We start from the raw sequence: 12,214 nt of genomic DNA, 5'->3' as shown, positions 1-12,214 counted from the left end.
GGGTAAATGGAACGAATCGTGCGAACGGCGGCTATCGGGACCCGGATAGAGGCCCCGATAACCGCCGGTTAGTGCTTAGTAGCGGTCCAGCTCGGGAAGTTCAGGGGCAGTCTTGATGACTGCGCCCGCAGTGCCTTCCCAGGCCTTCTTGTAGGATCCGTCAGACGCGAACTCTTCCAGCTGATCGTTGATCCAGTTGCGGAATTCGGTGTCGTCCTTCTTCAGGCCAATGCCGTAAGGCTCCTTGGTGAAGGTTTCGTCGGAGGCGAGCTTGAAGGCGTCCGGTTCCTTGTTGACGAAACCGGCGAGGATGACGTTGTCAGTGGTGATCGCTTCGACCTGCTTGTTGCGGAGCGGCTCAAGGCAAGCGGAGTACGTTGCGGCCGGCACGAGCTCTGCCTGGTACTTCTCCACGATGGTGGCGGCAGGAGTTGAGCCTGTCACTGAACAAACCTTCTTGCCCTTGACGTCTTCGGGCTTGGTGATGGAGGTGTTGTCCTTGTTGACCATCAGGGCCTGGCCGGCCTCGTAGTACGGGCCAGCGAAGCTAACAACCTGCTTGCGCTTGTCGTTGATGGTGTAGGTGGCAACCACGATGTCGACGCGGGCCTGCTCGATGAACGGCTCGCGGTTAGCGGAGACAGTTTCGACCCACTCGATCTTGTCAGCTGCGATGCCCAGCTTGGCTGCGATCAGCTTGCCGATCTCGACGTCGAACCCGACAGGCTTGCCGTCGAGGCCCTTCTGACCGAACAGCGGCTGGTCAAACTTGGTGCCGATCTTGATCGTTCCGGCTGAAGAAAGCTTCTCCATGGTGCTGCCGGCCGCGAAGGTCGGCTTCTCTGCCACTGTCGGGTTGGTGGTGGTAGTGCCGCCGCCGCACGCGCTCAGGCTCAAGGCCAGGGCTGCGGAAGCTGCAACCAGCAAGGACTTCCGACGGGTCATAAATGCCTTCATGACATTCCTTTCATTGGGCGGCCGAAGCTGACGGCCAGGGGTGCGAATTCAGTGGGTGTCAGTGAGTAAGGAGCTTGGACAGGAAGTCCTTGGCCCGGTTGCTCTTGGGGTTCGTAAAAAATTCTTCAGGCGTTGCGTCTTCAACGATCTGGCCATCGGCCATGAAGACCACTCGATCTGCAGCCTTGCGCGCGAATCCCATTTCGTGGGTCACCACGATCATGGTCATGCCTTCCTTGGCCAGTTGGATCATGACGTCCAGGACCTCATTGATCATTTCCGGGTCAAGGGCAGAGGTGGGCTCGTCAAAAAGCATGACTTTCGGCTTCATGGCCAGTGCGCGTGCGATTGCCACACGTTGCTGCTGGCCACCGGAGAGCTGGGCCGGAAGTTTCGGTGCCTGATGACCGACGCCGACCCGTTCCAACAGCGCCATGGCTTCCTTGTCTGCCTCAGCCTTGGAAAGCCCCTTGACCTTGATGGGACCGAGGGTCACATTTTCCAGGATGGTCTTGTGGGCAAACAGGTTGAACGACTGGAAGACCATACCGACGTCGGCACGAAGGCGCGCGAGTTCCTTGCCTTCTTCCGGGAGCTTCTTCCCATCAATGGTGATCTCGCCGGTATCAATAGTTTCAAGGCGGTTAATGGCCCTGCACAGAGTGGACTTGCCGGAGCCGGAGGGCCCGATGACTACGACTACTTCGCCCTTGCGGACGTTCAGGTTGATGTCCTTGAGGACGTGCAACTGGCCGTAGTGCTTGTTGACAGCATTAAGGGAGACGAGGGCATCGCCGGGCACTTGAGTAGTCATAGGAATGAATCTAGCGAACATTGAACACTTATGACCCGAATCACTCCCACTTCCTGCAGATCGTAATTCAAGAGATACCTGCGGAGCCCGGGCGCGGGAATGCTGATCCGGAATAAGGAATCGATAAGCGGCGGACACCCCGATCCGCGCTAGCCTTGGTGGATGAGTACCGATCCGCACCCACAGCCAGTCCCGGACACCACCGGAGAATCTTTCCCAGCCCCTGAGCAGGTTGCGAACAACCATGTGGCGACGCGGCATAAAGGTCCTTTGGAGTTGCGGCGTAAACAGGCCGCCGTCGAGATGTCCGACCAGCACTTGCTGGACACCAAGGGCGCAGGCCAGTTCATCCACACTGATCCGTGGCGGGTACTGAGGATCCAAAGTGAATTCGTGGAGGGCTTCGGCGCGCTTGCAGACATCGGTCCGGCAGTCAGCGTATTCGGTTCGGCACGAACAAAACCCGGCACGTCTTACTACGATCTTGGCGTTGACGTGGGAAGGAAGCTGGCAGAAGCCGGCATTGCCGTAATTACGGGTGGCGGACCAGGATCCATGGAGGCCGCCAATAAGGGAGCAGTGCAAGGCAACGGGCTCTCAGTAGGCCTGGGGATCGAGCTCCCTTTCGAGCAGGGCCTCAACCAGTGGGTGGACCTGGGGATCAATTTCCGTTACTTCTTCGCCCGCAAGACCATGTTCGTCAAGTACGCCCAAGGATTCATTGTGCTCCCGGGAGGCCTCGGAACTCTTGATGAGCTCTTCGAAGCCATGGTTCTGGTACAGACGCGGAAGGTCACGTCTTTCCCGATCGTCCTGTTGGGAACGTCCTTCTGGGGACCGATGATCGATTGGATCCGCGGCACTCTTGTAGAGGAGGGCATGGTGTCGGAGAAGGACCTGGACCTCATCCAGGTAGTAGACGATCCCACTGATGCCGTTGACCTGGTGCTGCGTGGTTCAGTTCCGGGCGCTTCAGCCAACGGCCGGGCAAACGGCCGGCCCAACGGAGAGCAGCGGCCTGAATAGCCGTTGATCTGGCACGATGGGTGCTGTGAGCTACTTCCTGGTTTTTCTCGCCGTCGCACTGCTCGGCGTCACGGTTTTCTTCGGCACCGGCATCGGCTCAAAGTTCCGCAACAGGAGCGCCGTCAGCAGCCTGCTTGAGGACGGCTTTGATGAGCCGGTGGCATCACTCCCTCCGGTATTGCTGCCGGCGCACCCGAAACCCTCCGACGTGGACCACATCCGCTTTGCCCTTGGCCTGCGGGGTTACCGGATGGACCAGGTGGACCAGGTGCTGGATGAACTCCGTGACCATCTCGCGGAGAAGGATGCCGAAATCGCCAGGCTTCGCGCCGCTCTTGGTTCCGTCGGTTCCGCTGACTCCACTGGTGCCTCCGGCTCCCCGGGCTCCGTTGGTTCCTCTGGGTCAGCGATGCGAACGATGCAGGAGGAAGGCTCTTGAGCGGTCAGGAAACGGCTCCTGGCGGGAACAGGAGCGTTATTCGTACGCGGTCCGTGAGGCCTCTCAACGAACGCATGGCTGACGCCCTTTCCGCGGCCGGCCGATGGCCCTGGTGGCTGCAGGTGGGAGCTGTATACCTGGGGGCCCGGCTGATCAGTGCTTGCATTTTCATGGCGGCGGCCCTGCACCAAGGCACTAATCCCTGGTTTCCTGCCAAGCCGGATTACTGGAACTTCATCAATATCTGGGATGCCCGTTGGTACGGCGAGGTTGCCACTAACGGCTATCCCTCCGAACTCCCCTTGAACGATTCGGGTAACGTCCAGGAGAACGCCTGGGCTTTTTATGCTCTCTTCCCGGTGCTTGGCAGGGCTCTCTCAGGCCTAACCGGGCTTCCGCCGGCTGCATCGCTGACCGTAATCGCAATGGTCGCAGGGCTTGGTGCTGCCTTGGTGACGTATCGGCTGTTCCGCCACAAGGCCTCCCATGCTGCTGCCCTGTGGGGAATTGTGTTCTTTTCCACGTTCCCCGTGGCTCCGGTGCTCCAGGTTCCTTATGCGGAGTCCTTGAACCTGCTGTTGCTGGCTTCCGCCTTGTTGCTCCTGGTCCGGCGCCGGTACCTTTTGGCCATGCCCGTAGTGCTGCTGATGTGCTTGTCCCGGCCCACGGGAGTGCCGTTCGCCGCGATGGCAGGGCTTCTTCTTTGCTACCGCCTATGGCAGCATTTCCGGCCTGCTGAGCGGAGGGAGGGCAGTGGTCACAGCCTGGGTGAATTGTGGAGCCTGGCCGGGCTAACCCTGGTCAGTGGAGTGGGAGCCCTGATGTGGCCTGGGATCGCTTGGCTGGTGACTGGTGATATCGGGGCCTATACCAAGACTGAGACGGCCTGGCGCGGCCACGACCTCGTCCCCTTTATGCCGTGGTTCGACACAGGGATCCTGCTGTTCGGCCCAGTCCTGGGGATCCTGGCGCCCTTCGTGTTCGTGGCCGTTTTTGGCCTCGTGATGGTGACTCGGCCTGTGCGTGCACTCGGTATCGAGCTGCGCCTCTGGTGCATCTGTTACATGGGCTACCTGCTGGTGTTCCTGCATCCCCAGACCAGTACCTTCCGTATGCTCCTCCCACTGTTTCCGCTGGCACTCAGTGCCGCCCTGGTCTCGAGATCCGGCGCCTACCGGACGGTAGTCGCGATGATGTTTGTCCTCCTGCAAATTGTCTGGATAGTCTGGCTCTGGGCCTGGGCGCAGTTGCCCGGAGGCGGAGATTACCCGCCCTGACCCTTGAATCGCAGCTCTTCCCCGGCGTGTTTTGGACAGCGTGTCGAAAGTCCATCAATTAGCTGTGCGCGGTCAATTACGGGATAATAGAGGTAAGCAAGGACAAATGGCATTCGACAGTGTTCAGCCATGACGGCTGCGGTAGCGGCCGTCATAGCGGCTTGTTTGACCATGCGGACACAGCCCGTCCGGGCTGGTATGTCCTGGGACTACTGGAGGGGATATTCCTCATGGCGGCTATGAAACCACGCACCGGCGACGGCCCGATGGAAGTAACCAAAGAAGGCCGCAGCCTCATCATGCGTGTGCCGCTCGAAGGCGGAGGACGGCTTGTAGTTGAGCTCAACGCTGCGGAGGCGGCGAACCTGAAGGAATGCCTGGTGGGCGTTACCGAATAGATTCTCCGGGGCAGGACCGGTAGCCAACAGGCTGCTGGTCCTGTCCTTTTTGGTTGCCGATCGGCGCCGTGATTGGCGCGCCTATTTCTTGACGGCTACGAGCAATCCATCGCCCGTAGGCAACATGGCCGACACCAGGCGTTCGTCCTCGCGGATTGCCTTGCCAACCTGCCGCAGGACCACGGTGCTGGCATCCCGGGCGGCGGGGTTGGAGACCCGATCCTTATCCAGTGCGTCGTTGACGATAAGCAAGCCGCGTGACTTGAGCAGACGGATGGCCTGTTCGACGTAGCCGGGAAGTCCTTGCTTATCCGCATCCACAAATACAAGGTCGTACGCAGAATCGGTCAGACGCGGGAGGACGTCGGCCGCGCGGCCGGAAATAGTGCGGGTGCGGTTTGCCGGGCTGCCGGCTTCCTGGAAGGCCTCGCGTGCCGCTTTGAGGTGTTCCACATCGACGTCGATGGTTGTCAGTACCGATTGCGGTCCCAGGCCTCTGAGAATGCAGACACCGGAGACGCCGGCGCCCGTGCCTATTTCAACTGCCGTTTGCGCCTTTGACGCCGCTGCAAGCACAGTGAGGGCGGCACCGACACCGGGACCAATTGGTGTCACGCCAAGCTCGAAGGAACGTTCACGAGCGTGCAACAGCACCTCATCCTCAGCAGGCAGATCTTCTGCATAGGACCAGCTCGTGGACTTATCGGCGCTCATGGAGGATTCGCTTTCTGGGCGGCAGGGGGCGTTTGTATCAGAGTACTGTGTCTGACGCCGTAGACCGGGAAGGTGACGGTGTGGCAGCGTTGAGAACGGCGTAGACTGCAAAGGTTCATTCGGGAATGCGGCGCTCTTGGGGAGGACTTCCCTCCAGCGCAATTGCGCCTTGGGCTGAAGCGCCTTGAATGTCAGGAAACTCCCAGCCAAATTTGACATGATAATTATCCGGTCATCCGACAGATGAACGGCACCGAATCACTGGTGTAAGAGCACAAAATCGGCGTTAGTACCCATCCACGAGGGGAGTGGACGATGTCAGCATCAGTTGTGGCACCTGTCCCTGCAGTTGAAGATTCGGGAACCCCGGCGGAAGCCGCATGGGTCAGGCCAACCTGGGAAGAAGTGGTCACCAACCACTCAGCCAAGGTTTACCGCCTTGCTTTTCGCCTGACCGGCAACAAGTACGACGCCGAGGACCTCACCCAGGAAGTGTTCGTGCGGGTGTTCCGTTCGCTGGAGAACTTCAAGCCGGGCACCCTTGATGGCTGGCTGCACCGTATCACCACCAACCTTTTCCTCGATCAGGCGAGGCGGAAGAACCGGATCCGGTTCGATGCCCTTGCCGATGACGCCGAATCCCGCTTGCCCGGACGCGAACCCGGACCGGAGCAGAGTTTTGAGTTCAACAACCTTGATCTGGATGTGCAGGCAGCTCTGGAGGAGCTGCCGCCCGACTTCAGGGCTGCTGTTGTACTCTGCGATCTTGAGGGTCTTTCCTATGACGAGGTGGCTCTGGCCCTCGGTGTGAAGCTGGGCACCGTGCGCTCCCGCATTCATCGAGGACGCACCATGTTGCGCGAGAAGCTGGCTCACCGGGATCCCCGTCCGACGCAGGGTTTGAAGCCGCGTCTTAACATGCCCCGCATCGCCGGCATCCTCTGATCGGCCTTATGGGTCGGTTACGTCATTCTGATCTGTTTCGACGGCTGGTTCAGTCCGTAAAAACCGGCATCGGCAAAAAACACGGTGCCTGCAGGGCCGCATTGGAAGCTTGCCCGGATTGCTCCACTGCCGTGCAGCGGGAGCGGCAGTACCTGGAGCGGCTCCACAGCGCGGCGGTGCCTGCCGCGCCTGATGATCTCGTTGAGCGCCTTTTGTCCAGGACGCAGGATCTTGCCATGGCTGTTCCCGAGCCGGTCTCCAGGGCGCGCTCGAGAATGAAGCTGGTTCAACTCTTGCTGGCCTGCACTGCTGCGGTGGCAGGACTCATGGGCATGGCCGCCTTCATTGTGGGAGGTGATCCGGTCCCCCAGGCGGGGACGGCCGCTGCAGGCTCCCTGACAGACCAAGGCAGCACGCTGGCCTCAGGCAGGGTGCAGGAACTGCGCAGCCAGGGATGGATTTGTCCTGATCTGTCCGGTGCAGGCTTTCATTTGGTTTCCGCCCGGACCAAGGTCGTGTCGGGGGAACCGGCGATGGAGTTGCGCCTTTCGGATGGAAAGAATTACGCGACGATTATCGAACAGCACTCCCTTCCCGCCGGAGCGTCCCCGGGGATGCCCACAGCTGTACGCGAACCTGTGAACGCGCTGACGGGGCATGCTGCTTCCGAGGACGGTTTTGCCCAGGTGACGAAGCTGGACGGTTCGGAGGCTGGCAGCCTTTGGGTTTCTTCAGGAACCCCTCAACGCGCGATCTACCAGGTCAACGGCATCACGTTCACCTATGTGACGGACCTGTCACAGCACCACGCGGAGGCCGCCTTGGCCGCGCTGACGCAGTCTGCTCCCCGCGACTCCATGAGAGGGCCGGCAACCGGGGCCGAGTCCTTGGAGGAACGTGCTGGGGGCGGGGATCTCCTGGGCCGGATTCAACGGGGGATCGGCCGCATTTTTGGTGGCATTGCCGTCTCATGACAGGCTTTCGCAGCTGTATGCTTCCCTGCCTTTCGCAGGAATCGTCACCGGGCTCCCGGAGAGGGTAATCTTCCTAAAGTGTTTGGAATCAATGGCCCGGAGTTTTTACTTCTGCTGATCATCGGTGTGATGGTGATCGGTCCCCAGCGCCTGCCCGAATACACCCAGAAACTCGCAAACCTGGTGAAGGAAGTCCGCCGGATGGCGTCCGGTGCCCGGGAACAGATCAAAGACGAAGTGGGGATCGACATCGACGATGTCGACTGGAAGAAGTACGACCCCCGGCAGTACGATCCCCGCCGCATCATCAAAGAAGCGCTGCTGGATGATGACACCAAACCTGTAAGCGCAGGCGCCCCCGGAGCAGTGGCCGGCGCTGCGGCCGCAACCGCTTCAGAATCCCGCCCCGCACGTGTTATCGAGCGTCTTGCTGACGGTGCAGCTGCGCCTTTCGACTCTGAGGCCACATAAAGGCCTGTCTGCCGCAGTAAAGTCAGCGGGGCTGCAGCCCGAGCGACAGCCCCGTTAGTCCCCGCGGTCTGGCCGCCAGTTTTCCGGCGATGCCATTCAAAGCGGATGCCGCCGCTGTCTCCGGGCGGTTGAGAACGATCGGAAGACCGGTGTCTCCGCCTTCCCGCAGAAGGATGTCCAGCGGAATCTGTCCGAGCAACGGGACTTCGGTGCCAACGGTGGCAGAGAGACGCTCGGCGAGCACTGCTCCGCCGCCGGTACCAAAGAGGTCCATCCGGCCGCCGTCGGGCATTTCCAGGTAAGACATGTTTTCCACAACGCCCGCCACCGACTGTCCTGTTTGGGTTGCAATGGCGCCGGCCCGCTCAGCGACGTCGGCTGCGGCAACCTGCGGCGTGGTCACCACCAGGATCTCGGCCTTGGGCAGCAGTTGGGCTACGGAGATGGCGATATCGCCCGTTCCAGGTGGCAGGTCGAGGAACAGGGCGTCAAGGTCGCCGAAGTAGACGTCGGTGAGGAACTGTTCGAGTGCCCGGTGCAGCATGGGCCCCCGCCAGGCCACCGGCTGGTTACCGGAAACGAACATCCCGATGGAAATCACTTTGACCCCGTAGGCCACCGGCGGCAGGATCATGTCGTCCACCCGGGTGGGCGCCTGCGTGATGCCCATCAGAGCCGGAACGGAGAAGCCGTAAACGTCGGCGTCGATGATGCCCACGCGCAGTCCCTGGGCCGCGAGGGAACAGGCGAGGTTCACTGTTACAGATGATTTACCCACCCCTCCCTTGCCGCTGGCCACCGCGTAGACCTTGGTCAATGAGCCGGGCTGGTTGAAGGGGATGCCGCGCTGGGCGCCTGGGCCGCGGAGCTTCTCCTTCAGGGCATCGCGCTGCGACTGCGTCATCACCTGGAGATCAACGTCTACGCCGGATACTCCCGGGACTGCTGTCAAGGCAGCCTCGGCATCGGCCGTGATGGTTCCCCGAAGGGGACATCCGGCGATGGTCAGGAGCACTGTAAGGCGAACCAATCCTTCTTCTGAAATATCAACCCCACCCACCATGCCCAACTCCGTAATGGGTCGGCGCAGCTCGGGATCGATGACTGTGGCCAAAGCAGCGTTAACTGCCGGGACCAATGAGTTACTCATGGAGCGGTACTCAGCTTTCAGGGTGGTTGGGGCTTTCCGGCGGGTTGAGATGCGCGGGATTGCCGGAGGATTCAGGCCGGATCTTCGGAATCTGCTGGGTCCTGGGATTGCGTTGCTTCTCCCTGCGTTCCTTCAGTTTTTCGCGGACCTTTTCCTTGGGCGACTCGTGGCTGCCGGCCCCTGAGGGGTCGTGCTTCCGGAGTTCCTCCTGGGCTTCCAGAATGTCCTCCAGCAGGCTGCGGAGTTCGGCACGAACGTAGTCACGGGTAGCCACTTCACGCAAAGCAATCCGCAGCGATGCCAGCTCGCGGGTCAGGTACTCGGTATCGGACAGGTTCCGCTCGGCACGCTGGCGATCCTGTTGCAGGGACACGCGGTCCCTGTCGTCCTGCCGGTTCTGGGCCAACAACAGGAGTGGAGCCGCGTATGAGGCCTGCAGGGACAGCATCAGTGTCAGCAAGGTGTAACCAAGTGCCCGGGAGTCGAATTGCCACTCCACCGGGGCCCAGGTGTTCCAGACCAGCCAAACGACGACGAACACCGTCATGTAGACCAGGAACTGGGGAGTACCCATAAAGCGGGCGAAACCCTCAGTGGATTGGCCAAAAGCATCCGGGTTCGGTGAGAACTTGGGCAGAATCCGCTGACGCCCGCTTAAGGGCGTGTCCAGGCCGCCTGTGACGCTTTGCCTTCCGACCAGCCGGCCATTGAGCTTCCGGGGAGCGTTCTGATCAGCCAATGCGGCCTCCAAGTTTCCTTATGGGGACGTCATCCTCGTGGGCACGCCAGTCATCAGGCAACAGGTGATCAAGCACGTCATCAACAGTCACCGCCCCCACGAGCCGGCCGTCGTCATTGACCACAGGAAGCGAGTTCAGGTTGTACGTGGCGAGCGCGCGGGCAACTTCGCTGATGTGCGCCTGGTCGGACAACGGTTCGAGGTTCTTGTCCACGAGGTTGCCCAAGGGCTCCGGGGGAGGGTAGCGCAGCAACTGCTGAATGTGCACAACACCCAGGAAGCGGCCAGTGGGGGTTTCCAGCGGAGGTCTTGTAATGAAGATCGACGACGCCAAGGCCGGGGAGAGCTCTTCCCGCCGGACATGTGCCAGGGCTTCCGCGACCGTCGCTTCAGGGGGAAGGATCACGGGAACGGGAGTCATCAGGCCACCGGCAGTGTCCTCGTCGTATTCCAGCAGACGCCGGACATCCTCTGCGCCCTCCGGCTCCATCAACTGCAGCAGTTCCTCGGCCTGGGCCGTGGGCAGTTCGGCAAGGAGGTCGGCCGCGTCGTCGGGATCCATCTCCTCCAGAACGTCGGCAGCACGCTCGACGTCGAGGGCGGAGAGGATCTCCACCTGATCGCCTTCGGGCATCTCCTGCAGGACGTCAGCCAGACGTTCGTCCTGGAGTTCGCTGGCCACTTCAAAGCGGCGCTTGTCGCTCATCTCCTGCAGTGCTTCGGCGAAGTCGGCAGGCTTCAGGTCTTCGTGCGTCGCGACGAACTGGGTTGCGGCCTGCGGCTCCGTCTTGGCTACCTGCAAGGCATCTGCCCAGTCGATGATCATGGTCTCGTTGCGGCGGAGCCGGCTGAGCGGGGAAAGTGAATGGCCGCGCCGGACGAACAGCTTGCTCACAAACCAGTCACCTGAGCGGTGGCGGTCCATGGCGATGTCCTCGATAGTCGCGTCTCCGCTGCCGTCAGCCAGGGTTACCCGCCGATCGAACATCTCAGCCACCACGAGGGTCTCTGCGCCGCGCTGTTCGAAGCGGCGCAGGTTGACCAGCCCTGTGCAGATGATCTGGGTCTGGTCAATCGAGGTGATGCGTGTCATCGGAACAAAGACCCGCTTCTTCCCCGGCACTTCGACGACGATACCCACCACATGGGGGGCGCCGCGGCTGCCGCGGGAGAGCACCACGACATCGCGCAACCTGCCCAGACGGTCCCCCAGGGGGTCGAAGACGTCCAGTCCAAGTAAGCGCGCGACAAATACCCGCGAATGATTGGTGCTCACTTGTACAGGCTACCGAGTCTGCTCTCTTTTAGCTGAATTTACAGCCGCCACACATGATCATGGGCAAGAATGGGGGTATGTCAAATATTTTTGGTGCTCCTAAGTCGGGCGTTCCCGGGTCCGACGAGTCCCGCACTGTCCCCACCGGGGACACCGTCGGGTCATACAACTCCTACCTGGACGCCCAGAAGGCGGTGGACTACCTGGCCGACCAGCAGTTCCCGGTGCAGGTTGTGTCCATCGTGGGCAACGACCTGAAGATGGTGGAACGTGTTACCGGCAGGCTGAGCTACCCAAGGGTTGCATTGTCCGGTGCGCTGAGCGGCATGTGGTTCGGGCTGTTCGTTGGCGTCATGCTCTCCTTTTTCTCCCCGACGGGCGGCTACTTCTCCATCGTTGCCTCGGTCCTGATGGGTGCAGCCTTCTTTATGCTGTTCGGCATCGTCACCTATGCCATGCAGCGCGGTAAGCGTGACTTCACGTCCACCAGCCAGGTTGTGGCCACCAACTACGACGTCGTGGTTGCCGTCGAGGCCTCAGGGGAAGCCCGGCGGCTGCTGCAGCAACTGCCTATGAGGCCGTCGGACGCTTCTTCCGGCGCACCCCGCTACAACGCGCACCAGGGGCAGGCTCCGCAGCGTCCGGCCAGCTGGAACGATCCCTATGGCCAGGCACCGGGAGCCGGGCAGCAGCCCGGACAGGCCCCTGGAACGTCACAGCAAGAGCCCGGCCAGGCTGCCGGCACCCCTCAACACCAGCCCGGCCAGGCCCCTGCCATTTCACAGGAGGAAGCACAGCGGATGCCTGCCGGGACCAGGCCGGCGGCAGTGCGCTACCCGGACCTTCCCGACGGACGTCCCCAATACGGCGTCCGGGTTACTGACCCCCAGTCGGCACCGCAACCACAAGCAACCCAGCCGCAGGTACCGCAGGACAACACCGAGGGCAAGTCCTAGCCAGCCAAAGATTCAGCGCCAAAGACAGGGACGCACGAAGGCCCGTCGGAGATCTGAGCAGTCAGATTTCCGGCGGGC

General features: G+C 61.3%; 14 protein-coding genes. 8 read left to right on the top strand and 6 right to left on the bottom strand.

Annotated elements, in window-relative coordinates; translation table 11 throughout:
• Positions 1-75: 75 nt before the first annotated feature.
• Positions 76-957, bottom strand: coding sequence for a glutamate ABC transporter substrate-binding protein (locus M1D88_RS14480; RefSeq protein WP_458111494.1), 882 nt, complete (start codon positions 955-957; stop codon positions 76-78).
• A gap of 58 nt (positions 958-1,015) precedes the next feature.
• The gene (locus tag M1D88_RS14475; RefSeq protein ID WP_458111493.1) at positions 1,016-1,771 is read right to left on the bottom strand and encodes an amino acid ABC transporter ATP-binding protein; all 756 of its coding nucleotides are present in this window, start codon (positions 1,769-1,771) and stop codon (positions 1,016-1,018) included.
• 162 nt (positions 1,772-1,933) lie between these two features.
• Here M1D88_RS14475 and M1D88_RS14470 point away from each other — a divergent pair, with 162 nt between their 5' ends.
• The 4 genes from M1D88_RS14470 (at position 1,934) to M1D88_RS14455 (ending at position 4,911) form a co-directional block, all read left to right on the top strand.
• Complete coding sequence (locus M1D88_RS14470; RefSeq protein WP_458111492.1) at positions 1,934-2,797, top strand: LOG family protein; 864 nt, start codon at positions 1,934-1,936, stop codon at positions 2,795-2,797.
• Positions 2,798-2,813: 16 nt separating this feature from the next.
• Complete coding sequence (locus M1D88_RS14465) at positions 2,814-3,236, top strand: DivIVA domain-containing protein (RefSeq protein ID WP_458111491.1); 423 nt, start codon at positions 2,814-2,816, stop codon at positions 3,234-3,236.
• 74 nt (positions 3,237-3,310) lie between these two features.
• Positions 3,311-4,513: a hypothetical protein gene (locus tag M1D88_RS14460; protein WP_458111490.1), complete on the top strand. Its 1,203-nt coding sequence runs from the start codon at positions 3,311-3,313 to the stop codon at positions 4,511-4,513.
• Positions 4,514-4,743: 230 nt separating this feature from the next.
• Positions 4,744-4,911, top strand: coding sequence for a DUF3117 domain-containing protein (locus tag M1D88_RS14455; protein WP_009357720.1), 168 nt, complete (start codon positions 4,744-4,746; stop codon positions 4,909-4,911).
• Between the two features lie 81 nt (positions 4,912-4,992).
• Here M1D88_RS14455 and M1D88_RS14450 read toward each other — a convergent pair whose 3' ends face one another.
• Complete coding sequence (locus M1D88_RS14450; protein ID WP_458111489.1) at positions 4,993-5,625, bottom strand: O-methyltransferase; 633 nt, start codon at positions 5,623-5,625, stop codon at positions 4,993-4,995.
• Between the two features lie 315 nt (positions 5,626-5,940).
• Between M1D88_RS14450 and sigE the strand changes: the two genes are divergently transcribed.
• The 3 genes from sigE to M1D88_RS14435 all read left to right on the top strand — a co-directional run bounded on the left by sigE (position 5,941) and on the right by M1D88_RS14435 (position 8,015).
• Positions 5,941-6,570, top strand: coding sequence for an RNA polymerase sigma factor SigE (gene sigE / locus M1D88_RS14445; RefSeq protein WP_458111488.1), 630 nt, complete (start codon positions 5,941-5,943; stop codon positions 6,568-6,570).
• A 131-nt stretch (positions 6,571-6,701) separates the two neighbouring features.
• On the top strand, positions 6,702-7,544 hold the full coding sequence (locus M1D88_RS14440) for a hypothetical protein (RefSeq protein ID WP_458111487.1): 843 nt from the start codon (positions 6,702-6,704) through the stop codon (positions 7,542-7,544).
• Between the two features lie 78 nt (positions 7,545-7,622).
• A complete protein-coding gene (locus M1D88_RS14435; RefSeq protein ID WP_458111486.1) occupies positions 7,623-8,015 on the top strand; it encodes a Sec-independent protein translocase TatB in 393 nt (130 codons plus the stop codon).
• Positions 8,016-8,037: 22 nt separating this feature from the next.
• On the opposite strand, the gene M1D88_RS14430 is transcribed toward M1D88_RS14435, so the two are convergent.
• The 3 genes from M1D88_RS14430 to M1D88_RS14420 are packed head-to-tail and all read right to left on the bottom strand — an operon-like array spanning position 8,038 to position 11,180.
• Positions 8,038-9,165: an Mrp/NBP35 family ATP-binding protein gene (locus M1D88_RS14430; RefSeq protein ID WP_458111485.1), complete on the bottom strand. Its 1,128-nt coding sequence runs from the start codon at positions 9,163-9,165 to the stop codon at positions 8,038-8,040.
• 10 nt (positions 9,166-9,175) lie between these two features.
• Entirely contained in the window at positions 9,176-9,916 is a 741-nt protein-coding gene (locus M1D88_RS14425; RefSeq protein WP_458111484.1) for a DUF1003 domain-containing protein, read from the bottom strand.
• Positions 9,897-11,180: a magnesium transporter MgtE N-terminal domain-containing protein gene (locus M1D88_RS14420; RefSeq protein ID WP_309105922.1), complete on the bottom strand. Its 1,284-nt coding sequence runs from the start codon at positions 11,178-11,180 to the stop codon at positions 9,897-9,899. Before M1D88_RS14420 ends, M1D88_RS14425 begins: the two co-directional genes overlap by 20 nt.
• Before the next feature lie 77 nt (positions 11,181-11,257).
• On the opposite strand from M1D88_RS14420, the gene M1D88_RS14415 reads away from it, so the two are divergent.
• On the top strand, positions 11,258-12,136 hold the full coding sequence (locus tag M1D88_RS14415; RefSeq protein WP_458111483.1) for a general stress protein: 879 nt from the start codon (positions 11,258-11,260) through the stop codon (positions 12,134-12,136).
• Positions 12,137-12,214 lie beyond the last annotated feature (78 nt).

Source organism: Arthrobacter sp. R1-13 (assembly GCF_054161475.1).
The sequence above is the reverse complement of the archived record's forward strand: the minus strand, read 5'-3'. Positions and strand labels throughout refer to the sequence as shown.

What these genes read in the sequence shown, in the direction of transcription:
- M1D88_RS14480 (WP_458111494.1), bottom strand. Translation starts at nt 957, where the DNA reads ATGAAGGCATTTATGACCCGTCGGAAGTCCTTGCTGGTTGCAGCTTCC.
- M1D88_RS14475 (WP_458111493.1), bottom strand. Translation starts at nt 1,771, where the DNA reads ATGACTACTCAAGTGCCCGGCGATGCCCTCGTCTCCCTTAATGCTGTC.
- M1D88_RS14470 (WP_458111492.1), top strand. Translation starts at nt 1,934, where the DNA reads ATGAGTACCGATCCGCACCCACAGCCAGTCCCGGACACCACCGGAGAA.
- M1D88_RS14465 (WP_458111491.1), top strand. Translation starts at nt 2,814, where the DNA reads ATGGGTGCTGTGAGCTACTTCCTGGTTTTTCTCGCCGTCGCACTGCTC.
- M1D88_RS14460 (WP_458111490.1), top strand. Translation starts at nt 3,311, where the DNA reads ATGGCTGACGCCCTTTCCGCGGCCGGCCGATGGCCCTGGTGGCTGCAG.
- M1D88_RS14455 (WP_009357720.1), top strand. Translation starts at nt 4,744, where the DNA reads ATGGCGGCTATGAAACCACGCACCGGCGACGGCCCGATGGAAGTAACC.
- M1D88_RS14450 (WP_458111489.1), bottom strand. Translation starts at nt 5,625, where the DNA reads ATGAGCGCCGATAAGTCCACGAGCTGGTCCTATGCAGAAGATCTGCCT.
- sigE (WP_458111488.1), top strand. Translation starts at nt 5,941, where the DNA reads ATGTCAGCATCAGTTGTGGCACCTGTCCCTGCAGTTGAAGATTCGGGA.
- M1D88_RS14430 (WP_458111485.1), bottom strand. Translation starts at nt 9,165, where the DNA reads ATGAGTAACTCATTGGTCCCGGCAGTTAACGCTGCTTTGGCCACAGTC.
- M1D88_RS14415 (WP_458111483.1), top strand. Translation starts at nt 11,258, where the DNA reads ATGTCAAATATTTTTGGTGCTCCTAAGTCGGGCGTTCCCGGGTCCGAC.